The sequence below is a fragment of the Streptomyces sp. MUM 203J genome (assembly GCF_022414595.1).
Classification (GTDB): Bacteria; Actinomycetota; Actinomycetes; order Streptomycetales; family Streptomycetaceae; genus Streptomyces.
Genome location: NZ_JADWYO010000071.1, coordinates 1 through 21,559 on the forward strand (window position 1 = coordinate 1; position 21,559 = coordinate 21,559).

The window sequence follows — 21,559 nt, forward strand, 5'->3', positions numbered from 1 at the left end:
CCAGAACAACATCAACTACGCTGACACCAGCCGCATAACCCGTGTCCAGGATTCGGGGTCAAGGCCCCTGCTCCGGGTACTTGTGCCGGCCGCAGGCAGCCTGCTTTACCGGTCAATCGCCCGCGGTGGCCTCGATCTCCGTCGGTGCGAGCGGTGCGCGAGGCAGGCGGGTGGCGCGAGCGGGGGTCAATGCGGAGCCTGGTGAGGATCGATCCGCCGGGAGCCAGGCGTCTGACAGACCTTCGGACTCGTCCACGACACGAAAACGCGGGTTGTGACCGTGAGGTCGCAACCCGCGTCATCCGTATACGTAAGCAAGTGTCCGAGGGGGGACTTGAACTCTCCTCTCGGGCACCAGCCCCCAACCACTCTGACCTGGGAAAACGCCCGCTGACAGGCTTGATTTCGGCGGGCGCTTCTCCTGTTCTTTACTGCTGTTTCAGGGGGTTTCCGGCCCTTGTTGGTCATACGTTGGTCACGTGACCAACCCTCCTCCGAGGCGTCCGTACCTGGGTCGCGTCAGGCCTCCCGGACGGCGCCACGGGGCTACGCCCAGTCTCCACGGTCGCGTACGTGACCGCGTACCGGGGTGGGCTGGAGCGGTCGGAGACCTGTTTATGCGAGGACACGCATAGTCGCGTTCACGCATAGACGCGTAGCGTCACCCCCTCTACTGTCGTTGGCCAGGCGGCCCAGACGGGGCCAGAGCAAGGGGGTTTGGCATGTCCGAACGTTCGGCACTCACCCGGCTCACGGGCAACGGCAACGGCGAGTGCGGAGAGAAGGACTGCCCGAACGTGTACCGCACGACCACCGGCTCGTTCGTGGTGCAGGGCGACGTGTCCGACGCCTTCACCCCGCCCACCGGGGAAGGGCTCGTGGAAATCCCGGAGGCGGTTCTCAGGGAGGCGTTCCGTGCACTTGGATGGTGACGCGTGGAATGACTGCTTCGATTCCATGGAGCGTGAGGCGTGGCGGCTGGAAACGCTGCCCGTTTACACCATGCCTCAGGAAGCGGAGAAGCTGAAGAGGTTTCTCGCCGGGGAGAAGTCTCCCGACGATTACACCTCGGCATGGATGGACGAGGTTCGGCAATGGGGCTCGGAAGGAAAGAGCGTCGGCAGGGTCCATGTCGTGACTCGCCCGCTCTCGGACTATCTCCGATTCGAGTTCGAGTATTACTACCGGCACCACGTGAAGGCGGGCGAGGATATCCGCATCCTCGACCTCACCGACCGGGAGAACCCGGGACTTCCGGATCAGGATTTCTGGATGTTCGATGAGTCCAAGGTGGTCCTGATGAACTACCGGGCGGACGGGACGCAGATGAACCGGGAACTGTACGAGGGTGATCCCGAGCCGTACCGGCGGTGGAAGCGGATTGCGGTTGCCGAGTCGGTTCCATTCCTGGAGTACGTGAGCAGGTGACGTTCGACCCTGAACAGTTGGGGCAGCCGAAGCAAGAACTGGCTGCCCTGCTGAAAGAACTACGTAAGCGAGCCGGCCTCACTGGGGACCGGCTCGCTCGGCGCTGCAACATGTCCCAATCGAAGGTCAGCCGGATCGAGAATGGGAAAGTCCAACCGAGTCTGCTGGACCTGGAAAGAATCCTCCGGGCCGTCGTGGCTCCGCCCGAGGTCATCGAGGAGGTCATCGCCCTTGCGAGGCTGGCCAACACCGAATGGCAAGACCTGCGCTCGCTGCGACGTAGGGGCCTGGAGAAGAAGCAGACTGAACTCGCTGCCCTTGAATCCTCGTCCACGGAGTTCCGCTTCTTCCTGCTCTCGATGATTACAGGACTGCTGTCCACCCCTGAGTACATCCGAGCCAGCCTTGCGCATTCTCCGGCCGATGTCACTAAGACGATCGCGAGGAAGCTGGAGCGGCAGGAGGTTCTTTACGGCACGAAGAAGCAGTTCACCTTCATCCTTACCGAGCAGGCTGTGAGGTGGCCCCTCCTGTCCCCGGCCGCGATGGCGATGCAGATTGACCGGTTGGCCTCATTGACCCACCTGCCGAATGTGAAGCTCGGTGTCATCCCAATCGCGGGATACAAGCCCATGGCTCCGATGGACACCTTCACTGTCTATGACAACACCCTGGCCACTGTGGAGAACACCACCGGTGTCGTGATCCTGAGGGATCCACGCGATATCGAAATGCATTTGGAACTGTTCTCGACACTGGAGGGGTACGCGCTATTCGGGGCCGAAGCGCGAGCCTTGTTGACGGAGTGGGCCGCTGCCTGCCGTTCATGATCTTTAGTCCATGACGGGAAAAAACTACACAGCCACCGCTTTCTGGGTCAATGATTTCCCCCATGACAGCGACCGAGCGAAACGAAGAGCGGGCGCGATACGGCGTGGGTCGGGGGCTGGAGTACCGGCGGACGTTCGGCCTTGATGGTGGTGTGCGCGCGTGACCGGGCGCATGACTCTGCGGGTGTCGTACGACGGCGGCCGGACGTACGGCCCGGTGCGGGAGGTGCAGGTGGACCCGCGAAAGGCGGTGATCCTGGGTTCGCCAACCAAGTACCCGCCGTGCGGGTGCCCTCGGTGCACGGGCCGCAGTTCGTTGTCTGCCAGTGCTCTCCGCCCCGTGGCGGTGGAGCCGAAGGCGACGTGATGCGTGGCTTGGGCCACTGGGTGCTGCGCCACTTTGGCCGGTACGCGGGTCCGCTCTTCCTGGCGATGATCCTCAGCGGCTGTGTCCTGGTTCTCGCTGGAACCCTGGCGATCCGGTAACCGCCGCGCTCGTCGCTGTCCCCCTTTGCTTCCTGCCGGATTCCCGGCGGGAGTTCCCGAGAAGAGAGAGGTAGTCCGATGGTGGAACAGAACACCACTTCGGTGGCCCCCGAGGGGGGTGGCCTGCTCGTCGCGAAGCGGAAGATCGTGGCCGCGCGCACCCGAGCCGAGCAGGAGTCGGACGTCAGCAGTGGCCGTTCCGACGGCAACGACTAGCGGGGTAGCCCACGATGCTTGATGCAGCCTCGTGGGCGGGGCGTCTGGGCGGGGACACGTTCCTCGCCCAGACGTACCACCGCTCCTACGCGCACTTCCCCGGCACCGCCGACATGGCGAGTGACCTGCTCTCCTGGGACGACCTGAACCGGATCATCGCCGCGCAACGGCTGGAGCCGCCCCGGCTGCGTCTGTCGCTCGACGGCGAGATGGTCCCGCTCCACCGCTACGCGATCCCCACCACGAACCGCCGCGCGGTCACCTGGTCCCGCATCCAACCGTCCGACTTCCACGTCCAGCTCAGAGAAGGCGCTTCGCTGGTCCTCGATGCGGTGGAGAAGATCCACCCCGCCGTGGGGGCCGCCGCCGAGGGGCTGGAACGCTTCCTCGGGACTTCCGTGCAGGCCAACGTGTACGCCTCGTGGACCGAGCGGGAGGGCTTCGGTCGGCACTGGGACGACCATGATGTCGTCGTGGTCCAACTGCACGGCTCGAAGCGGTGGCGCCTGTGGGGGATGACCCGTGAGGCGCCCACCTTCCGGGACGTGGAGTCGCCGGAGGAGCCGGAGGGCGACCCGGTGGCGGACCTCGTTCTGTCCCCGGGTGACGTGCTCTACCTGCCGCGCGGCTGGTGGCACTCGGTTACCGCTGACCAGGGGACGGAATCCCTTCACCTCACGTTCGGCATGGTCCCGCACACAGGCGCTGACCTGATGCTCTGGGTCGTCGATCAGCTTCGGGCGTCCCTCGCGCTCCGCAGGGACATTCCGCGCTTCGGCTCGCTGGCGGAACAGTCGGACTTCATCGACGCCGTACGTCGTGAGGTGTCCGACATGATGGCGGACCCCCACCTCGTGGAGCGGTGGGCGGAGTCGATCGACACGACGGACCTGGGCCACGCGATTCCGTCCCTGCCCTACGTGGACGGCCTCCCCGCACGGGGGGAGATCACGGTCAAGCTCACCGTTCCGAGGGGTCGCCTGACGGCCAACCGCGAACAGGGCACGGTCACCTTCTCGGCGGCCGGTACCGCGTGGGACTTCGCGGAGTCCGCCGCGCCCGCGCTGGGCACGCTGCTGACCAACCAGCCGATCACGCTCGGCGAACTCGCCGACTCCTCCGGACTGGAGGTCAAGGACGTGGCCGAACTGGTCTCCGTCCTCATTGACGGCCACGCCGTCGCAGTCGTGGGGACGGCGCTGTGACCGCCGCTCTCTGCCTGGGGACATACCGCGTGCGTGCCGTCAGTGAGGCGGCACGCGCCGCCCTGGCCGCCGGTAGTCCCTGGGTGGACACGGCCCCGAACTACGCCCGTGGTCTGGCGCATGAGGAACTGCGCCCGGCTCTAGGGGAGTACCCGACCGTGCGGGTAGCCACGAAGACGGGGTTCTTCACGGCGGAGCAAGGCCGTACCGCCCTGTCTGAGGGAGTGCTCACCCGGGAAGAGGCGGCCGGTAGGCACAGCTTTGAAGGGGGCTTCGTCCGCTGGCAGACGGAGCGATCCTTGGCCGCGCTCGGGCGTGTGGACCTTGTGTTCGTACACAACCCCGAGCACCACAGGCACGGCCTTGACCGTGTTGCTCTGCACGGGCGTGTACGGGAAGCCTTCACGGCGCTGGAAGAGTTCGCCCATGCGGGCAGGATCGGCGGGTACGGCGTTGCCACCTGGTCGGGCCTGACCTCCGGAGCGCTCAGCGTGCCCGAGTTGCTCACGCTCGCCCGGCAGGCGGCCGGTTCCGCCGAGCACCACTTCACGGGCTTGCAGATGCCCGTCAGCCTGATCATGGATGCCCCGATCACACAGGCCCTGAACGGCGGCGGACCACTGGTGCAGGCGAAGGACGCGGGGCTGATCACCTTCGGCTCCGCTCCCCTGCACGGGGGCGAACTCCTCGACGCCATGACACCCGAACTGGTGAACCTTATCCGCCCCGGCCTGTCGGCCGCAGCCGCTGCCCTGCTGGCCGCTGGCTCGTGCCCCGGCCTCGATGTCGTCCTCACCTCCGCGAGCACCCGCGAGCACTGGGACGATGTGGCCAAGGCTCTGGCTGCGCCGCTGACGGCCCAGGAACTCAGGAGGGTGACGGATGAACTCGCCGGTGAATGAAGAGGTGCAGGCCCTGATGGAGGCCGCCCACGACCGGGCGGCCAAGGCACTGCGCCTCACCTGCACGGGGCCGCTGGCGTGGGGCTTCCTCGGTGTCACTCTCGGACGCCGAGCAGGGGACCGGTGGCTCCGGGTCAGTCGGACGGCGAAGAGGAACGCGGGCAGGAAGGCGGGGGAAGGCATCGTCGGCGCCTCGGAGCTGGTGCCTGACGGCGTGCCCCGCCCCCACCTGTACGCGGTGCATGACTGGACTGACGGCGAGTGGGCCTTCGAGTCGGAAGTCCTGGACTACCTCACGCAACCCATCGTGTCCCCCGACCGGGCCGACATCGACCACGACCCGGGGTTGTCTGACGAGTGGTGGGCGGACCTTCGCCAAGCCCTTGACCTCCTCGCTGAAGCGGAGGGAGTGAAGGCAACCGTGCGGGACGGGTGGATCGAACGAGCCTTCCCCCAGTTCCTCGGCATCCCCGCCCCCGCCACGGTGGAGCGGGTGACCGGTCACGGTGACCTGCACTGGGGCAACCTCACCGCCGCGCCCCTGTGCCTGCTGGACTGGGAGCGGTGGGGACGGGTGCCCTTCGGCTATGACGCGGGACTCCTCCACGCCAACAGCCTGCTTGTTCCCGACGTAGCCGCCCGCATTCGCAAGGAGTTCGCAGCGGTCCTCGACACCCCCGCCGGCCGAATCGGGGAACTCGCGGCCCTGGCGGAGATGATGCAAGCCGTAGCCCGTGGCTGGTACCCCGATCTTGCGCCCCGGCTCGTGGCCCGCGCGGAAGCGCTCACCGGAGTGCGCCCGCCCGTCCCGGTGCACTCCGAGGTGAGCGCCTAGTTCCGTGGTCCCCGCCGAGTCGAGGTGGTGAGGATTGCGGCGCGTGGTTGGCGGCAGCGAGTTTGCCGGATCGCAGAGCGGGGGCCGTCCGGCTGCTTGAAGTCGTTGATGCACCGCTCGACGGGGTTCCGCTGCTTATATTCTGACTGCTCGGAACTTGACGAGCGAAGATTCCGCCCCGTCCATTCCTGTCTCCGTTCACTCTCCCGAAAATGTACCGTGGAAGGGCCTTCCGACGATCCGTGAAGGAGAGCCAGGTGAGCGATTACAAGGGGCCAGACCCCGCAGCATTCGGGAACAACCCGGCCGACTTCGGAGCGGATGAGATCCGCGCAGTTCCTAACGGGGACGGGTACCACTGGACGGCGTACAGCAAAGATGGGGGCCAGACCAGCTGGAACACCGATCTTGAGGGCAACTATCGCGACGATAGCCCGGACCCGTACTATGGCCCCATCGTCCCCCTGAGCGACCGGAACGCCAAGGGCTCCGGAAAGAGGCAGGTCTGGTCCTAGCCCGCAGTGGGGCTATCCGTCACCAGGAACACGTGCGATCACCCCGCGTGAAGCCAGTGGGCCTCCTTCGTTGCCGAACACGGAAGGAAGCCCGCCTGTAGCGTCCTATCGGACTCGAACCGATGACCCCACGTCCAGATGCGCGGTGCTCTTCCTTGCTGAGCTAAGAACGCTTTCGACTGGAGAGCGTGACCTTCCCCGAAGCTCTACGACCCCAGGGACGATTCCGGGTTCTCCTGTATTCAACCCTAGCCGCTTAGGTAGGAGCGTCAAGGCCGGTTAACCACCTCCGAACTGCACCCCTCGTGCTGTCGTCGACACCGTCACTGCGCCGCTGTGCGCCAGCCTCAGGCGCTCTCTCCGATGTGGCGGTAGAGGGTGGCACGAGAGACTCCCAGCGCCTTGGCAATGGCAGTGACGCTCTCTCCCTTGGCGTGCCTGGCACGGGCCATCGCTAGCTTGTCGTCGTCCACCACGGAGGGGCGTCCGCCGTGGTTGCCCTTGCGGGGCCGCAGTGTCCAGCCCCTCCAACGCCTTCTCCCGGATGCCCTCCCGCTCCACCTCGGCGGCCACGGCCAGGACGGCGAACACGATGACTCCCGCCCCGTTCGGGTCGTACACACCATGCAAGGGGCCGGAGGGGAGTTCCAGTTGGATGCCGGGGCGAGGACACCACGAGAGAGGGGTACGCGCCGAAGATTCGGCTGCACATCAAGCCTCACATAGGCAGGGTCAAGGTGGTGGAGGTGACGGACGAGCGGCTGGACGAGCTGTATCGGCTGCTGGAGAGCGCGCCCATCAAGGCCAACGGCAACAAGCCGCTCGGCCCGAAGAGCGTCCGGCACATTCACAACATCATCTCGGCTGCGCTCGACTCGGTGACCGGACCGAGGAAGCTCCTCACGGTCAACCCGGCGCACACTGCCGACCCGCCCACGGAACGGCAAATCAAGGCGGCCACGCCGGACTTCCCGACCCTCAACGACAACGAGACGCGGCACTTCCTCGAAGAGATATGGAAGCCGTGCGACAACCGGGCCTATGACGGCGGGCTGACGCACCACTGCCTTCGGGACGCCCCGCTGTGGACCTCGTACGCGGCCACCTCGTGTCGCCGTAGCGAAGTGCTGGGGTGGAAGTGGTCGCTCATTTACTGAAATGAGTGCGCTATCGAACTGGCCTGGGTCGTGGTGGAGGAAGGCAACACCTACCGGCTGCGCAAGCTCACCAAGGACGGAGACGACAACGCGATCATCTACGTAGACCAAGCCCTGATGAACGTCCTGAAGTGGCAGAGGGAACGCCAGGACGCGGAGCGGGAGCGCCTCGGGGATCTCTGGGTGGACCATGACCTCGTGTTCGCCTGTGACGGCTTCAAGCTGTACCGGGGCGAGGCGGGCGGACCGCAGGACCCCGAGAAGGTGTCGGCCCGCTGGCGGACGGCGCGCAACCGTCTGCACCTGCCGGAGAACTTCCGGCTGCACGACTGGCGGGCGTCGAAGATCACGAACGATCTCGACAACCACGAGAACCCGGTAGAGGTCTCGGCCAACGCCCGGCACCACTCGCCGGGCTACACGATGGCGCGGTACGGCAGGCGTCGCGCTGAGGGAGCGAAGAAGCTGGCCGCTTCGAGTGCCAGCCGTCTCGGCCTGTCATCCCTGGTCTGACCAGGAGATTCGCTCGGCTGTTGGTCACGTGGTTGGTCACGCCACAGCCGGAGAAACAGAAAAACCCCAGATCAACTGGGGTCTCTGCTGGTGTCCGAGGGGGGACTTGAACCCCCACGCCCGATAAAGGGCACTAGCACCTCAAGCTAGCGCGTCTGCCATTCCGCCACCCGGACCGGGTGTGTCGGCCCCGGGGTGTTCCCCGCGACGACATGGATAACTCTACCAGGGGTTCGAGGTGGTCTTCACCTGCATATCCCGTGGTCAGGGGCGGTGTGTGCGCGCTGCGGTCGGGTGACTGCGGTTGGTGGCCTCAGGGGCAGCGGACGACCTGGCCGGCGTACGAGAGGTTGCCTCCGAAGCCGAAGAGGAGGGCAGGAGCGCCGGAGGGGACATCGCCTCGGGCGACCAGTTTGGACAGGGCCATGGGGATGGAGGCCGCCGAGGTGTTGCCCGATTCCGTCACGTCGCGGGCGACGATCGCGTTCACGGCGCCGATCTTCTGGGCCACGGGCTCGATGATCCGCAGGTTGGCCTGGTGGAGAACGACCGCCGCCAGGTCCTCGGGGGTGAGGCCGGCGCGTTCGCAGACCCGGCGGGCGATGGGCGGGAGCTGGGTGGTGGCCCAGCGGTAGACGGTCTGGCCCTCCTGGGCGAATCGGGGCGGGATGCCCTCGATGCGGACCGCGTGGCCCATCTCCGGGACGGAGCCCCAGAGGACGGGGCCGATGCCCGGTTCGTCGTCGGTGGCCTCCACGACCGCCGCACCCGCGCCGTCACCCACGAGCACGCAGGTGGTGCGGTCCGTCCAGTCGGTGATGGCCGTCATCTGGTCGGCGCCGATCACCAGGGCCCGCCGCGCCGCGCCCGCCCGTACCGTGTGGTCGGCGGTGGCCAGCGCGTGCGTGAAGCCCGCGCAGACGACGTTGAGGTCCATCGTCGCCGGGGCGGTCATGCCGAGGCGGGCCGCCACCCGGGCCGCGGTGTTCGGGGAGCGGTCCACGGCGGTGGAAGTGGCGACCAGGACCAGGTCGATGTCCGAGGGGGCCAGCCCCGCCGTCGCCAGGGCCTTCGCGGCGGCGTGCGCGGCCATCTCGTCGACCGGCTCGTCCGGACCCGCGACATGGCGGGTGCGGATGCCGACCCGGCTGCGGATCCACTCGTCGCTGGTGTCGACCATGGCGGCCAGGTCGTCGTTGGTCAGCACCTTGGCGGGCTGGTAGTGCCCGAGCGCGGCGATTCGGGTTCCCGTCATGCCGGGTCGAACCCCCTCTGTTCGCAGTGTCGGCCGTGCGGAGTGATGTGTTCCGTACGGTGGTTCATGAGCCCTCCAGTCTGGTCAGCGACTCACGGGTAACCCGTCACGTGATCCCACAGGATTCCCGCGCGCCACTTGGAGAGTCCGCAACATCCCCGGCGTGCGGGAGAATGGCGGCGAACTGGCGAGCGAGCGAATCCGGAGGCTGGGCACACATGGGACGGGTCACCGAGCGGCGCCGCGTCATCCGGGTCCGGGACGGGGCCGTGTCGGCCCGGCCCGACACACTTGTCGCGGAGGAGCCGCTGGAGATCCGGCTCAACGGCAGGCCGCTGGCCGTCACCATGCGCACGCCCGGCGAAGACTTCGCACTGGCCGCCGGCTTCCTGGTGAGCGAGGGGGTCGTCGCCGCGGGCGACGAGGTGCAGCGCATCGCGTACTGCGCGGGCGCCACCGAGGACGGCACCAACACGTACAACGTGGTCGACGTGCGGCTCGCCCCCGGCGTACCCGTCCCCGACATCACGCTGGAGCGGAACGTCTACACGACGTCTTCCTGCGGACTGTGCGGCAAGGCCAGTCTGGACGCGGTGCGGACCACCGCCCGATTCCGGCTGGAGGACGGGCCCGCCGTGCGGGTCGGTACCGATGTGCTGGCCGGGCTGCCGGACCGGCTGCGGGCCGCCCAGAGGGTGTTCGAGCGGACCGGTGGCCTGCACGCCGCCGCGCTGTTCTCTCCGGAGGGTGAACTGCTCGACGTTCAGGAGGACGTCGGGCGGCACAACGCGGTGGACAAGGTGGTCGGGCGCGCCCTGCGGGAGGGGCTGCTGCCGCTGGGCCGGGCCGTGCTGCTGGTGTCCGGGCGCGCCTCGTTCGAGCTGGCGCAGAAGGCCGTCATGGCGGGGATCCCGGTGCTGGCGGCCGTGTCGGCGCCGTCCTCGCTGGCCGTGGACCTGGCGGCGGAGACGGGGCTCACGCTGGTGGGCTTCCTGCGCGGGAACGACATGAACGTCTACGCGGGGGCGGAGCGGCTCGCGGGCCTCTCCTGACCGGTACGCCGGGTGAGGACCGGTACGCCGGTGAGGGCCGGTACTACTGCCTGCGGCGGGTCTCCGCCGGTGCGGCCACCATCTGGAGCGTGAGCGTCACCGGGGGTTCCGCCACACCGGGGCCGCCCGCCTCGACCCACGCCAGGATGTCGTCCAGGCAGTCGTCGTCGAGCGCCCAGCCGACCCACGCGGCCCGCGCCCCGCGCCTGCGGCCCTCGCCCGAAGGCTGCACCACCACGATGTTGGCCTGTCCGCAGGGGCCGAGGCAGTCACTGGTTCGGACCGTCAGCCTGCCGCCGGACGCCGCGGCGGCCTGCCGCAGCCGTTCCAGCTGGCCCGCGTGATCGGTGCCCGGGTGCTTGCGGGCGTCGCCGCAGCAGCAGCCCCGGCACACCACCAGTGAGCAGGGGCGGTCGGCGCCGGGGCGGATCCACGTGCGGGACTGTGTGGGCATGACATCAACGGTAGCCGGGTCGATCTTGGATGCGGGAGGCCGGGGTCAGGTTCTCGCCATGCGACGCCGCCGGTCAGGCGGCTTCCGGGTCCCGCGCCCGGCGCCGCGCGATCACCGCGCACACCATCAGCTGCATCTGGTGGAACAGCATCAGCGGCAGCACCGCCAGCGAGGCCTGGGCGCCGAACAGCACGCTCGCCATCGGCAGCCCGGCCGCCAGGCTCTTCTTGGAGCCCGCGAACTGGATCGCGATCCGGTCCTCCCGGGCGAACCCGAGCCGCGCGGAGCCGTACCAGGTCAGCGCCAGCATCACCGCGAGCAGCAGCGCCTCGACGCCCAGCAGCGCCGCCAGCCGGGCGGGCGTGACCTGGCTCCAGACCCCGCGCACCATGCCCTCGCTGAACGCGGTGTAGACCACGAGCAGGATCGCGCCGCGGTCGACGTACGAGAGGACCCTCCGGTTCCGGCCGACGAACCCGGCGGTCCAGCGCCGCGTCGCCTGCCCCGCCAGGAAGGGCACCAGCAGCTGCGCGACGATCCGGAGCAGCGCGTCCGCCGAGAGGCCGCCGACCGCCCCGCCCAGCAGCAGCGCGGCGAGCAGCGGGGTGAGGACGACACCGACCAGGCTGGAGAAGGAGCCCGCGCAGATCGCCGCGGGCACATTGCCCCGGGCGATGGACGTGAAGGCGATCGAGGACTGGACCGTCGACGGCACCAGCGTCAGGAACAGCAGCCCCGACGCCAGCTCCGGAGTGAGGAGTACGGGGCCGAGCCCCTTCGCGCCCACCAGTCCAAGGGCCGGGAACAGGGCGAAGGTACAGGCGAGGACCGTGAGGTGGAGGCGCCAGTGCCGGAGCCCCTCCAGGGCCTCCCGGGTGGACAGCCGGGCCCCGTACAGGAAGAAGAGAAGCGCGATCGCGCCGGTGGAGGCGCCTTCGACGGCCTCGGCCGTCGTCCCGGACGCGGGCAGCAGAGCCGCGAGACCGACGGTGGCGAGCAGCGCCACGATGAACGGGTCCACCGGAAGGCGCCCGGCGCCGACGCCACGCAGGAGGCGCGCGAACAGCCGCGTGCGCCGCTCCGCGCGCCCGTGGGCCCACCCGTGGGTGCCGGGCTCCGCGGAGGCGGGCTCCGGGGAGGCCGGGCGGCCCTCCCGGCTTCGCGGGCGCTGTGGGTTCCGGGGGTCCCGGGGCGTTCTGGGGTCCTGGGGCATATGTGTCACGGGCTCTCGGTCGGGTCGCGCTGGGTCCATCCTGCCTGGTCGCGTGGGGGGCTCGGGCGGCCGGGCGGGGAGGGGCGCGCGGCTGTGCCGGTCCGGTACCGGTTCGGTGGAGATTCCCGCAGCCGTTCCTTATCCGCCGCTCAGTAACGGAGGCCCGCACACGGCCGTGACCATGGGATTGCCGCTGCGGGCCGCTCTGACCTGTGGCGATGCCGTTCGTCCCGCCGTTCTCAGGACCTTCCGGTGAAACTCTGCGTGGGGTACCGTCACTCTCCGCTATGCCGAGCGTCACAAGGAGCAGGCCTGTGCGCGAGCTGACCGTCCCACCCCTCGTGACCGCTCCGCTGGTCGGCGGACTGGCCGACGCGGTGTTCGACCACGCCGTGAGCGAACCGGACCGGGTCGCCCTCGTGCGCAAGGACACGGCCGGGCAGTGGGCGGACGTCACCTCCGCCGGGTTCCGCGATCAGGTGCTGTCGCTGGCCAAGGGGCTGATCGCGCACGGCGTACGGTTCGGGGACCGGGTCGCCGTGATGTCCCGTACCCGCTACGAGTGGACGCTGTTCGACTTCGCGCTGTGGACGGTGGGCGCCCAGTCCGTCCCCGTGTACCCGACCTCGTCCGCGGACCAGGTCCACTGGATGCTCCACGACGCGGCGGTCACCGCGTGCGTGGTGGAGCACGAGGACCACGCGATGACGGTCGGTTCTGTGGTGGACCGGCTGCCGCTGCTGAAACGGCTGTGGCAGCTGGACGCCGGCGCCGTCGACGAGCTGGTGGCGGCCGGGGCGCGGATCGACGACGAGGTGGTGCAGCGTCACCGCAGGGCGGTGACCCCCGAGTCGGTCGCCACGGTCATCTACACCTCGGGCACCACCGGCCGCCCCAAGGGCTGTGTCCTCACCCACGCGAACCTCATGTTCGAGGCGGACACGATGCTCGAACGCTGGGAGCCGGTGTTCCGCCCCGCGCCCGACGCGGAGGTGTCGACGCTTCTCTTCCTGCCACTCGCCCATGTGTTCGGCCGCATGGTGGAGGTCGCGGCGGTCCGGGGCCGGGTCAAGCTGGGTCATCAGCCGGCGCTGACCGCCGAGGCGCTGCTGCACGATCTGGCGGTGTTCCGGCCGACGTTCGTCCTGGCCGTGCCGTACGTCTTCGAGAAGGTCCTGCACACGGCGCGGCGCCGGGCGGAGGCCGAGGGGCGTCTGGCGGTCTTCGACAAGGCGGTCGACGTGGCCGTACGGCATGCGGAGGCGCTGGAGCAGCGGGCGTCCGGAACGGGGCCGGGGCCGTCGGCGGCGCTGCGCGTGCAGCACCAGTTCTTCGACCGGACCGTGTACGGCAGGGTCCGCGACGCGTTCGGCGGGCGGGTGCGGCACGCGATGTCGGGCGGTTCCGCGATGGACCGGCGGACGGGGCTGTTCTACGCGGGCGCGGGGATCACCGTGTACGAGGGGTACGGGCTGACCGAGTCGGCCTCGGCGGCGACCATGAACCCGCCCGGGCGGACCCGGTTCGGCACGGTGGGGCCCCCCGTGCCAGGAGTGTCTGTGCGGATCGCGGAGGACGGGGAGGTGTGGCTGCGGGGGCGGAACGTGTTCTCCGGCTACCTCAACGACCCGGCGGCCACGGGCGCGGCGCTGAGTGACGGGTGGCTGGCCACGGGGGACGTGGGGCGGCTGGACTCCGACGGCTACCTGACGATCACCGGGCGGAAGAAGGAGATCCTGGTGACGACGAGCGGCAAGTCGGTGGCGCCGCTGGGCCTGGAGGAGCGGGTGCGGGCCCATCCGCTGGTCGCGCAGTGCGTCGTGGTCGGCAACAATCGCCCGTACATCGCGGCGCTCGTCACCCTCGACAGAGAGGCGGTGGACCACTGGCTGGCCATGCAGGGACGGGCTCCGCTGCCGGCGGTACGGCTGGTGCGGGACCCGGCCCTGGAGAAGGAGATCCGGCGAGCCGTCGTCGCGGCCAACACCCTGGTTTCCAAGGCCGAGTCGATCCGGACGTTCCGCATCCTGGCCCACCCCTTCAGCGAGGAGCACGGGCTGCTGACACCGTCCCTGAAACTCAAGAGGCGGGCCATCGAGGCGGCGTACGCGTCGGAGGTCGACGCGCTGTACGGGGGCTGATCCGGGCCGGGGCCAGGACGGGCACCCGGGGCCGCGCCCGGGGCCGCCGCCGTGCGGGTGCCGGCGGCGGGCCCCGGAACGTACCGGGGGCCGGTGCCTACCGCGCGGGAGGCGCCCCGGCCGGGCGGCCGCGGCCGCGGGTGAGGCCGTAGCCCCAGATGCCTGCCAGGGCGGCCAGCGCGGCGCCGCCCGCCGTCCACAGCCAGCGGGTGGACCACCAGCCGGAGGCCCAGCCGTCCTCCGGCTCGACCGTGGACGCCGAGCCCTGCACGAGCGGGGCGGCCAGCTTCCCGTCAACATGGGCGGCGGCGCCCGCCTCGTCCAGGGACACGTCGAGCGCCGCCCCGAAGCCGAGGCCGATGTCGGCGGCGCCCAGGTCCACCGCCGTCAGCCGCACGTAGTACGCGCCGGGCAGCGGGTCGTCGGACCAGGGTTCCGCCGAGCCGCGTACGGTCCGCAGGTGGCAGGCCAGCTCGACGGAGCCCGCGCCGCCCGCCGGGAGGGACTTCGCGTCGCTGCCGAAGCGGCATGCCTGGCGGCGGCGCAGTCCGTCGTACACGTCGATCCGCCAGGTGGTCCCGGTCTTCCGGGCGGAGGTGTCGGGCAGCGTGACCGTCGCCCGGACGGTGGCGCGGTCACCGGCGTCGGCCGGGAACTGCCAGTACAGGTAGTCGCCGGTGGACGCCTGGGCGGTGGCCCGCTGGCCGGGGCGTACGGCGGTGGCGGTGCGGAAGGAGGTGCCCGCCTCGGTCGGCGCCGGCGGCTCGCCGTCCTCACCGGCGGAGGCGGTCGGGGCGGGCGAGGCGGCGGCGGCACCGGCGGGCGCGGCGAGGCCGGCCAGCGCGGCGCCGACGAGCAGCGCGGCGGCCGTGAGGGCCCGCGCCCCCCGTCGTGCACGACCCCGGTGGGTCTTCCGTGCGGTGGATCGCATCAGTTGGTCCTCCAGACGGCGACGCGCCAGCGGGACAGCCAGCCCCACAGGATTCCGGCGAGGAAGCCGGCGAGTACGAGGGCGCCGAGGAACCACCAGCCGCGGCCGAGGCCGAAGAAGGCGGTGTCGCCCGCCTCGTCCGGGCCGTCCACCAGGGCGATGCTCAGCTCGACGGGCAGGCCGGGTGTGGTCTTGACGGACCCGGCGGGCGAGAAGGAGTTGCTGACGCGCAGACAGACGGTCTCCGGAGCGGGCTTGACGTCGCTGTCGGAGCCGATGTCCCCGGTCTCGGCCTTGGGGTAGCGCAGACCGGTCGAGATGACGTCGGTACGGCCGTCACCGGCCGCCTCGCCGCGCACGATCTCGCGCCCCGCGAGCGTGGAGGCGCGCAGCAGCACCCCGTAGTCGCGGTTGACGGCGCGGTCGGCGCCGACGCTCACCGAGGCGCGCAGCTCCTGGCCGGGCAGCAGCTCCACGCGGTAGAAGCGGTGCTGGCCGAACTCCTCACGGTCGGTGTAGAGGCCGGGCTGGAGGACCGGCGCCTGGGCGCACCGGCCGGCGCCCTCGGTGGCGACGGGCGTGACGGTCGGCTTGGCCGCGCGGTCCACCAGCTGACTGACACGTTCCGACAGTTCGTCGCTGTGCTGGACGGAGGTGTACGTGCCGCCGGTGGCCTCCGCGATGCAGACGAGCTGGGCGCGGGTCTTGGCATCCGGGACGAGCCCGAGGGTGTCGATGGTGAGGTGGATGCCCTTGGCGGCGATCTCCCGGGCGACCTCGCACGGGTCGAGCGGGGCGCAGGTGTCCTCGCCGTCCGTGATGAGGACGATCCTGCGGGTGGCGTCGCCGCCCTCCAGGTCCTCGGCGGCGCCCAGCAGGGCGGGGCCGATGGGAGTCCAGCCGGTGGGGGCGAGGGTGGCGATCGCGGTCTTGGCCTCGGTGCGGTCGAGCGGGCCCACCGGGTAGAGCTGCCGGGTGTCCTTGCAGCCCTCCTTGCGGTCCTTGCCGGGGTAGTCGGCACCGAGCGTCCGGATGCCGAGCCGCACCTCCGGCGGGACTGCGTCCAGCACCTCGTTGAACGCCTGCTTCGCGGCGGCCATCCGGGACTGTCCGTCGATGTCCCGGGTCCGCATGGACCCGCTGACGTCCAGGACGAGTTCGACCTTGGGCGCTTCCTTCGCGGCAGCGGGCTCGGGGGCTCCGTCGTCGGCCCAGGCGGGCGCGACGGAGAGCCCACCCGTCAGGCCCGTCAGTGTGACCAGCAGTCCGCACAGGGCGGCCGCCAGTCGCATTCGTGTGATCATCGGCGGATCATAGTGAGCCGGGTCGGCCGTCCCCAACTCGCCTCCGTGGCAACCGGTGCGCCTCCAGCTCAACGAGCATGCGGTGCAACACGGGGACGGGAAGAGCGGGGTTCACGACCGCGTCGTGCACGAACCCCGGTTCCGTCGACAGCCGTACGCGGTCCGGCGCGGGCAGCCGCGGACCGCGTGCCGCCCGCCTCCGTGCGCCGTCGTCCTCATCCTCCGTCAGCCGTACGGCCGTCCCGGGCGCCGCCCGGTGACCGCCCGCGGCCCGGCGGCGCCCCTCGGGCCAGGGCCGCGGGCGAACCGTTCGACGGGTACGTCGGTGGACTCCGGCTCGTCCGGCGGCCGTTGCCGCTTCGCGGGCCGGGGTCCCCGGCGTGCCGGAGCGGACCGCGGCGCGGGAGGTCCGGGGCCGGCCGGGGATCGGTTGTCAGTGGGGGCGGTTACGGTCGGAGGTGACAGTGAGTGACCAGAGGGGGGTATGAGGGGTGAGCGGAGACAACAGGCCGGGGCCGGTCGAAGAAGGGACGTACCTCGTCCGGAACGTGGCCAGCGGACTCGTGCTGGAGGTGGCCGGCGGAGCGCGGGCGAGCGGGGCCAACGTGCAGCAGGGCAAGGAGAAGGTGGGCGCCCACGGACAGCGGTGGCGGATCTCGGCGGTGCCGAACGGGGGCGGGCTGTACCACCTGGTGTGTGAGGCGAGCGGCAAGCGGCTGGACGTGGCGGGGGCGTCGACGGAACCCGGGGCCAACGTGCAGCAGTGGAAGGCGAACAACTTCGGCGCGCAGGAGTGGGCGATCGAGCGGGACCTCGGCAACCCCGGCAACGTCGCGCTGGTGAGCTTCGTCAGCGGGCTGCTGCTGGAGGTCGCCGGGGGCTCGCTCGACGACGGGGCCGATGTCCGGCAGGGCGAGGACCTGGACACGCCGTCACAGTGGTGGCGGCTGGAGCGGGTCGGGTGACCGGCTACGCCTTGCGGGCCGTGTGGACCGTGCGGGCGGTCAGGAGGTGGACGTCGGGGCGGTGGTGGAGGGACGCGGGGTCGTCGGGGTCCAGGAGACGGTTCAGCGTGGCGCGGTCCTCGGGGGTCAGGGCGTCGGCCATGGACGTGTGGCGGCGGGTGAACTCGGCGATCACGTGGTCCCGTACGGAGGGCGGGACGGGGGCGGGGATGTCCACCAGGAACGTCCGCGTCCCGCTGGGCGCGAGTCCCGCGCCGGACAGCAGCGCCCGCCAGTCCTCGGTCACGTCCCGGCTGCCGGGGAGTTCGGTCCGCATGCGGGCGAACCAGTCGGCGGACGCCGCGTCCATCCGGTCCTCCAGTCCCGGGCGCCCGATGCCGCTGTCCCGGGGCAGGTGCCTGGTGGGGAGCCCGCCCTCCACCAGGGCCAGCAGCCCGCCGGGCCGCAGCCGCTCGGCCAGTCCGGCGAGGGCCGCCTCCTGGTCGCCCAGGTGGTGCAGGGCCTCCCCCATCCAGATCAGGTCGGCCTCGCCCAGTTCGGGCAGGTCTCCCGGCAGGTCGGCCAGGAGCGTGGTCACGCCCCGGGCACGTGCTCGTTCCAGGAGCTCCGGCGTGCCGTCGACGGCGACCACCTCGGCGTACGGGAAGGTCTCGGCGAGCATCCGGGACAGCACGCCGGGGCCGCTGCCGACGTCGAGGACCCTGCGTACACCGCCGACCGGGACCAGGTCGGTGAGCCAGGCCATGGCCTGCCGGTACATCGGGGCGCGCAGCTCGGCGCCGCCCTCCAGCAGCGGGAGCAGCTCGGGCCAGTCCATGTGGGCCGAGTCGCCGTGCGTATGCGCGTGCGTGTGAGAGTGCGTCATGAGGACAGCTTGCTGGGCACCGCGGTTCCGCGCGAGGAAGCGTGCTGTTCCGGCAACTGTCCGGTGTTCCGGGAGGTCCGGTAGTCGTGCGGGCTCATGCCGCGCACCCGTTTGAACGCCGCGCTGAACGCGAACGCGCTGCCGTAGCCGACCCGCCGGGAGATCGCCTCGACGGTGGTGTCCGTCTCCCGCAGCAGGTCGGCGGCGAGCGCGAGCCGCCAGCCCGTGAGATACGCCATCGGCGGCTCGCCCACCAGTTCGGTGAAGCGGCGGGCCAGCCCGGCTCGGGACACGCCCGCCTTCGCCGCGAGGGAGGCGACCGTCCACGGGTGGGCCGGGTCGTCCTGGAGCAGCCTCAGGGCGGTGCCCACGACGGGGTCGCCCATGGCCCGGTACCAGGCGGGCGCGGCGGCGTCCGGCCGGGAGAACCAGGCCCGCACGGACGCGATGAGGAGCAGGTCCAGGACCCGGTCGAGCACCACGCTCTGGCCGGGCTCGTCACGACTGACCTCGTCTTCGAGGACGGGCGTGAGGGGGCAGGTCCAGGAGTCGGCGGGCAGGTGCAGCAGCGGCGGCAGCGCGTCGAGCAGGCGACGGCTGACCTCGCTCTCCATCTGGTACGTGCCGACCAGCATGGTGTCGGGTCCGTCCGCGGCGTTCCCCCAGGTCCGCACGCCGAGCCGCATGGTCTCCTCCAGCGGCTCCCCGTGCAGGGTGCGGCAGGCGCCGCCGGGGCCGATCACGGCCTGGGGCGGGGTGTCCGGGGCGCCCGCGACCGTGTACGGCTCCGGCCCGCGCGCGATCACGAGGTCACCCGGCCGGAGCCGCAGGGCCTCCCGGGCGGGATCGTCCGGGACGACCCACGCCTCGCCGCCGGTCACACACATCAGGCACAGCGGGGCCCGGTCCTCGACCCGCAGGGACCATGGGGGCGCCATCACCGTCCGCAGCAGGAAGGCCCCTCGGGCACGTGGTCCGTCCAGCAGCCCGGCAAGTGCGTCCATGCGCCGAAGCGTAGACGCTCGCGTAGGGAAGTGAGCCTGTGGAGCATGGAGCGTCCAGCCCAGGGCCGCCAGTCTTGAGGCATGGACGAGAACATGAGCACACGGCAGACGGTGTTGGTGACGACGGCGACCGGCAAGACCGGGCGCCGGGTGGCGGAGCGGCTGGCCGGGCGGGGCGTGGACGTACGCGCCGGGTCCCGCGGCGGCGGGGCGGCGAACGGCGGGACGCTCTTCGACTGGGAGGCCCCCGCGACCTGGGGTCCGGCACTGCGCGGCGCGGACGCGGCGTACGTGGCCTACTACCCCGACCTGGCGGTGCCGGGCGCCGCGGACGCGCTGCGCGCCTTCGGGCGGCTGGCGGCGGAGGCGGGGGTGCGGCGGCTGGTGCTGCTGTCGGGCCGCGGCGAACCGGCGGCCGCGCAGGCAGAGCAGGCGCTGCGGGAGGCACTCGGCGAGAGGAGCGAACTGACCGTCGTACGGGCGGCTTTCTTCGTGCAGAACTTCACGGAGGGACTGATGGCCGACGGGGTGGCGGGAGGCCGGGTCGCGTTCCCGGCCGGGGACACGCCGGAGCCCTTCGTGGACGCGGACGACGTGGCGGACGTGTCGGTGGCCGCGCTGCTGGAGGACAGGCACGCCGGGCGGGTGTACGAGCTGACCGGGCCCCGGCTGGTGCCGTTCGCGCAGGCCGCCGCCGAGCTGGGCGCGGCCGTGGGCCACGAGGTGGCGTACGTGCCGGTGTCCCGCGGGGAGTACGCGGCGGAGCTGGAGGCGTACGGGCTGCCGCAGTCGGACGCGGACTGGGTGGCGGAGCTCTTCGCGGAGCTGCTGGACGGGCGGAACGCGTCGGTGACGGACGGGGTGGAGCAGGTGCTGGGGCGTGAGGCGCGGGACTTCGCGGAGGTCGTGAAGGCCGCGTTCACGCCCGTGGCGTGACGTCCGGAAGACCGGAGCCGGGTCAGGCGGCGCCGTGGGCGGTCGCGATGGCGTCGACGCGGGACGCGAGTGCGAAGTCGCGGTCCGTGACGGCGCCGCCCGCGTCGTGGGTGTTCACCGACAGGGCGACGGTGTTGTAGCCGAGGGTCAGGTCGGAGTGGTGGTTCAGTTCGTCCTGGACCCGGGCGACATGGACGACCATGGCGGCCGCCGCGAAGTGGGTGGAGAGGCGGTAGGTGCGGGTGAGGCGGTCGCCCGCGAGCGACCAGCCGGGCAGTTCGCGCAGCCGGTCCTCGATCTCCTTCTGCGACAGGGGTTCCGTGGGCATGTCCCGTGTTCCCTTCCGTTTGCGGTCCCGACCGACCTTACGGTCCCGGTGGCGGGTACCCCGGTCAACACGGCGGGCCGCCCGCGGGCCCGGGTGGCCCGGCGGACTGGGCTACCGTCTGCGGTATGACAACGGTCGCAACGCGCACGGGAGTAGGACCTCTGCTGCGGGAGTGGCGGGAGCGGCGGCGGCTGAGCCAGCTGGAGCTGGCCCTGCGCGCCGACTCGTCGGCCCGGCACATCTCCTTTGTCGAGACCGGCCGGTCCCGCCCCAGCGAGGAGCTGGTGCTGCGGCTGGCGGACCGGCTGGACGTGCCCATGCGGGAGCGCAACGCGCTGCTGCTGGCGGCCGGTTACGCACCGCGCTACAGCGAGTCGCCGCTGGACGGGCCGGAGCTGGGGCCGGTGCGGGAGGGCGTGGAACGGCTGCTCGCCGGCTACGAGCCGTATCCGGCGGTCGTCGTCGACGGCTCGTACACGGTGCTGGCCGCCAACCGGGGCATCACCATGCTGCTGGCCGGGCTGCCGGAGCGGCTCCTGACCCCGCCGCTGAACGCCATGCGGATCACACTGCACCCCGAGGGACTGGCGCCCAGGATCCTCAACCTGCGGGAGTGGCGGGGGCATCTGCTGGCGCAGATGGAGCGGCAGCTGGCGCTGCTGCGGTCGGAGCCTCTGCGGAGGGTGTACGAGGAGGTCGCGGCGTATCCGCTGCCGGAGGGCGACGGCGCCGCCGGGTCCGGGCAGCCGCGCGGGGGTGGCGGGCTGGATGAGGCCGCCACCCCGTACCCGTATGTCGCTCTGCCCTTGCGGATCGCCCACGACGGGCGGGTGCTGTCGTTCATCTCGTCGATCTCGACGTTCAACACGCCGCTGGATGTGACGGTCGCGGAGCTGGCGATCGAGACGTTGCTGCCGGCGGATCCGGAGACGGCGGAGTACCTGCGAGGGCTTTGACCTCCGCTCCCCGGCCTAGAGGCCGGGGATTCCTTCCTACCACGGTCGTCTGACCGTTTCGGTGGGTT

The 21,559-nt window shown here is 70.8% G+C and carries 24 protein-coding genes and 2 tRNA genes; 15 read left to right on the forward strand and 11 right to left on the reverse strand.

Annotated elements, in window-relative coordinates; genetic code table 11:
• The first annotated feature begins 722 nt into the window (after positions 1 to 722).
• From I3F58_RS25585 to I3F58_RS25620, 8 genes are all read left to right on the forward strand, one after another.
• Positions 723 to 932: a hypothetical protein gene (locus I3F58_RS25585; protein ID WP_240111058.1), complete on the forward strand. Its 210-nt coding sequence runs from the start codon at positions 723 to 725 to the stop codon at positions 930 to 932.
• Complete coding sequence (locus I3F58_RS25590) at positions 916 to 1,428, forward strand: DUF6879 family protein (protein ID WP_374208035.1); 513 nt, start codon at positions 916 to 918, stop codon at positions 1,426 to 1,428. Before I3F58_RS25585 ends, I3F58_RS25590 begins: the two co-directional genes overlap by 17 nt.
• Entirely contained in the window at positions 1,425 to 2,258 is an 834-nt protein-coding gene (locus I3F58_RS25595) for a helix-turn-helix transcriptional regulator (protein WP_240111060.1), read from the forward strand. The genes I3F58_RS25590 and I3F58_RS25595 overlap by 4 nt, the downstream gene beginning before the upstream one ends.
• A gap of 564 nt (positions 2,259 to 2,822) precedes the next feature.
• The gene (locus tag I3F58_RS25600) at positions 2,823 to 2,960 is read left to right on the forward strand and encodes a hypothetical protein (protein ID WP_240111061.1); all 138 of its coding nucleotides are present in this window, start codon (positions 2,823 to 2,825) and stop codon (positions 2,958 to 2,960) included.
• 14 nt (positions 2,961 to 2,974) lie between these two features.
• Positions 2,975 to 4,165, forward strand: coding sequence for a cupin domain-containing protein (locus I3F58_RS25605; RefSeq protein ID WP_240111062.1), 1,191 nt, complete (start codon positions 2,975 to 2,977; stop codon positions 4,163 to 4,165).
• On the forward strand, positions 4,162 to 5,067 hold the full coding sequence (locus I3F58_RS25610; RefSeq protein ID WP_240111063.1) for an aldo/keto reductase: 906 nt from the start codon (positions 4,162 to 4,164) through the stop codon (positions 5,065 to 5,067). Before I3F58_RS25605 ends, I3F58_RS25610 begins: the two co-directional genes overlap by 4 nt.
• Complete coding sequence (locus tag I3F58_RS25615) at positions 5,048 to 5,902, forward strand: hypothetical protein (RefSeq protein ID WP_240111064.1); 855 nt, start codon at positions 5,048 to 5,050, stop codon at positions 5,900 to 5,902. Before I3F58_RS25610 ends, I3F58_RS25615 begins: the two co-directional genes overlap by 20 nt.
• Positions 5,903 to 6,159: 257 nt before the next feature.
• On the forward strand, positions 6,160 to 6,417 hold the full coding sequence (locus I3F58_RS25620) for a hypothetical protein (protein WP_240111065.1): 258 nt from the start codon (positions 6,160 to 6,162) through the stop codon (positions 6,415 to 6,417).
• A gap of 99 nt (positions 6,418 to 6,516) precedes the next feature.
• On the opposite strand, the gene I3F58_RS25625 is transcribed toward I3F58_RS25620, so the two are convergent.
• Both I3F58_RS25625 and I3F58_RS29700 read right to left on the reverse strand, forming a co-directional pair.
• A tRNA-Arg gene (locus I3F58_RS25625) sits at positions 6,517 to 6,590 on the reverse strand.
• Positions 6,591 to 6,764: 174 nt separating this feature from the next.
• Positions 6,765 to 7,043 (reverse strand): helix-turn-helix domain-containing protein, encoded by a 279-nt coding sequence (locus I3F58_RS29700; protein ID WP_308355063.1) that lies wholly within the window; start codon positions 7,041 to 7,043, stop codon positions 6,765 to 6,767.
• A gap of 120 nt (positions 7,044 to 7,163) precedes the next feature.
• On the opposite strand from I3F58_RS29700, the gene I3F58_RS25635 reads away from it, so the two are divergent.
• Together I3F58_RS25635 and I3F58_RS25640 are read left to right on the forward strand one after the other, a co-directional pair.
• Complete coding sequence (locus I3F58_RS25635; RefSeq protein WP_240111066.1) at positions 7,164 to 7,574, forward strand: hypothetical protein; 411 nt, start codon at positions 7,164 to 7,166, stop codon at positions 7,572 to 7,574.
• 33 nt (positions 7,575 to 7,607) lie between these two features.
• A complete protein-coding gene (locus tag I3F58_RS25640; RefSeq protein WP_240111067.1) occupies positions 7,608 to 8,087 on the forward strand; it encodes a hypothetical protein in 480 nt (159 codons plus the stop codon).
• An 88-nt stretch (positions 8,088 to 8,175) separates the two neighbouring features.
• On the opposite strand, the gene I3F58_RS25645 is transcribed toward I3F58_RS25640, so the two are convergent.
• Together I3F58_RS25645 and I3F58_RS25650 are read right to left on the reverse strand one after the other, a co-directional pair.
• A tRNA-Leu gene (locus I3F58_RS25645) sits at positions 8,176 to 8,263 on the reverse strand.
• Between the two features lie 137 nt (positions 8,264 to 8,400).
• The gene (locus tag I3F58_RS25650; RefSeq protein ID WP_240111068.1) at positions 8,401 to 9,342 is read right to left on the reverse strand and encodes a beta-ketoacyl-ACP synthase III; all 942 of its coding nucleotides are present in this window, start codon (positions 9,340 to 9,342) and stop codon (positions 8,401 to 8,403) included.
• 218 nt (positions 9,343 to 9,560) lie between these two features.
• Between I3F58_RS25650 and fdhD the strand changes: the two genes are divergently transcribed.
• The gene (gene fdhD / locus I3F58_RS25655) at positions 9,561 to 10,394 is read left to right on the forward strand and encodes a formate dehydrogenase accessory sulfurtransferase FdhD (RefSeq protein WP_240111069.1); all 834 of its coding nucleotides are present in this window, start codon (positions 9,561 to 9,563) and stop codon (positions 10,392 to 10,394) included.
• Between the two features lie 43 nt (positions 10,395 to 10,437).
• Here fdhD and I3F58_RS25660 read toward each other — a convergent pair whose 3' ends face one another.
• Both I3F58_RS25660 and I3F58_RS25665 read right to left on the reverse strand, forming a co-directional pair.
• Complete coding sequence (locus tag I3F58_RS25660; RefSeq protein WP_240111070.1) at positions 10,438 to 10,848, reverse strand: (2Fe-2S) ferredoxin domain-containing protein; 411 nt, start codon at positions 10,846 to 10,848, stop codon at positions 10,438 to 10,440.
• A 73-nt stretch (positions 10,849 to 10,921) separates the two neighbouring features.
• Positions 10,922 to 11,869 carry a bile acid:sodium symporter family protein gene (locus I3F58_RS25665; protein ID WP_374208036.1) on the reverse strand — a complete coding sequence of 316 codons (948 nt, stop codon included), beginning with the start codon at positions 11,867 to 11,869 and terminating at the stop codon, positions 10,922 to 10,924.
• 506 nt (positions 11,870 to 12,375) lie between these two features.
• Between I3F58_RS25665 and I3F58_RS25670 the strand changes: the two genes are divergently transcribed.
• Entirely contained in the window at positions 12,376 to 14,202 is a 1,827-nt protein-coding gene (locus tag I3F58_RS25670) for a long-chain fatty acid--CoA ligase (RefSeq protein WP_374208037.1), read from the forward strand.
• A 97-nt stretch (positions 14,203 to 14,299) separates the two neighbouring features.
• Here I3F58_RS25670 and I3F58_RS25675 read toward each other — a convergent pair whose 3' ends face one another.
• Both I3F58_RS25675 and I3F58_RS25680 read right to left on the reverse strand, forming a co-directional pair.
• A complete protein-coding gene (locus I3F58_RS25675) occupies positions 14,300 to 15,133 on the reverse strand; it encodes a hypothetical protein (protein WP_240111072.1) in 834 nt (277 codons plus the stop codon).
• Complete coding sequence (locus I3F58_RS25680) at positions 15,133 to 16,437, reverse strand: VWA domain-containing protein (protein WP_240111073.1); 1,305 nt, start codon at positions 16,435 to 16,437, stop codon at positions 15,133 to 15,135. Before I3F58_RS25680 ends, I3F58_RS25675 begins: the two co-directional genes overlap by 1 nt.
• A gap of 491 nt (positions 16,438 to 16,928) precedes the next feature.
• On the opposite strand from I3F58_RS25680, the gene I3F58_RS25685 reads away from it, so the two are divergent.
• On the forward strand, positions 16,929 to 17,402 hold the full coding sequence (locus tag I3F58_RS25685; RefSeq protein WP_240111074.1) for an RICIN domain-containing protein: 474 nt from the start codon (positions 16,929 to 16,931) through the stop codon (positions 17,400 to 17,402).
• Between the two features lie 4 nt (positions 17,403 to 17,406).
• On the opposite strand, the gene I3F58_RS25690 is transcribed toward I3F58_RS25685, so the two are convergent.
• On the reverse strand, positions 17,407 to 18,267 hold the full coding sequence (locus tag I3F58_RS25690; protein WP_240111075.1) for a trans-aconitate 2-methyltransferase: 861 nt from the start codon (positions 18,265 to 18,267) through the stop codon (positions 17,407 to 17,409).
• Entirely contained in the window at positions 18,264 to 19,271 is a 1,008-nt protein-coding gene (locus I3F58_RS25695) for an AraC family transcriptional regulator (protein ID WP_240111076.1), read from the reverse strand. The genes I3F58_RS25690 and I3F58_RS25695 overlap by 4 nt, the downstream gene beginning before the upstream one ends.
• Before the next feature lie 93 nt (positions 19,272 to 19,364).
• Here I3F58_RS25695 and I3F58_RS25700 point away from each other — a divergent pair, with 93 nt between their 5' ends.
• A complete protein-coding gene (locus I3F58_RS25700) occupies positions 19,365 to 20,207 on the forward strand; it encodes an NmrA family transcriptional regulator (RefSeq protein WP_240111077.1) in 843 nt (280 codons plus the stop codon).
• Positions 20,208 to 20,229: 22 nt separating this feature from the next.
• On the opposite strand, the gene I3F58_RS25705 is transcribed toward I3F58_RS25700, so the two are convergent.
• On the reverse strand, positions 20,230 to 20,535 hold the full coding sequence (locus I3F58_RS25705) for a 4a-hydroxytetrahydrobiopterin dehydratase (protein WP_240111078.1): 306 nt from the start codon (positions 20,533 to 20,535) through the stop codon (positions 20,230 to 20,232).
• 125 nt (positions 20,536 to 20,660) lie between these two features.
• Here I3F58_RS25705 and I3F58_RS25710 point away from each other — a divergent pair, with 125 nt between their 5' ends.
• Complete coding sequence (locus tag I3F58_RS25710) at positions 20,661 to 21,491, forward strand: helix-turn-helix domain-containing protein (RefSeq protein WP_240111079.1); 831 nt, start codon at positions 20,661 to 20,663, stop codon at positions 21,489 to 21,491.
• Positions 21,492 to 21,559: the final 68 nt, after the last annotated feature.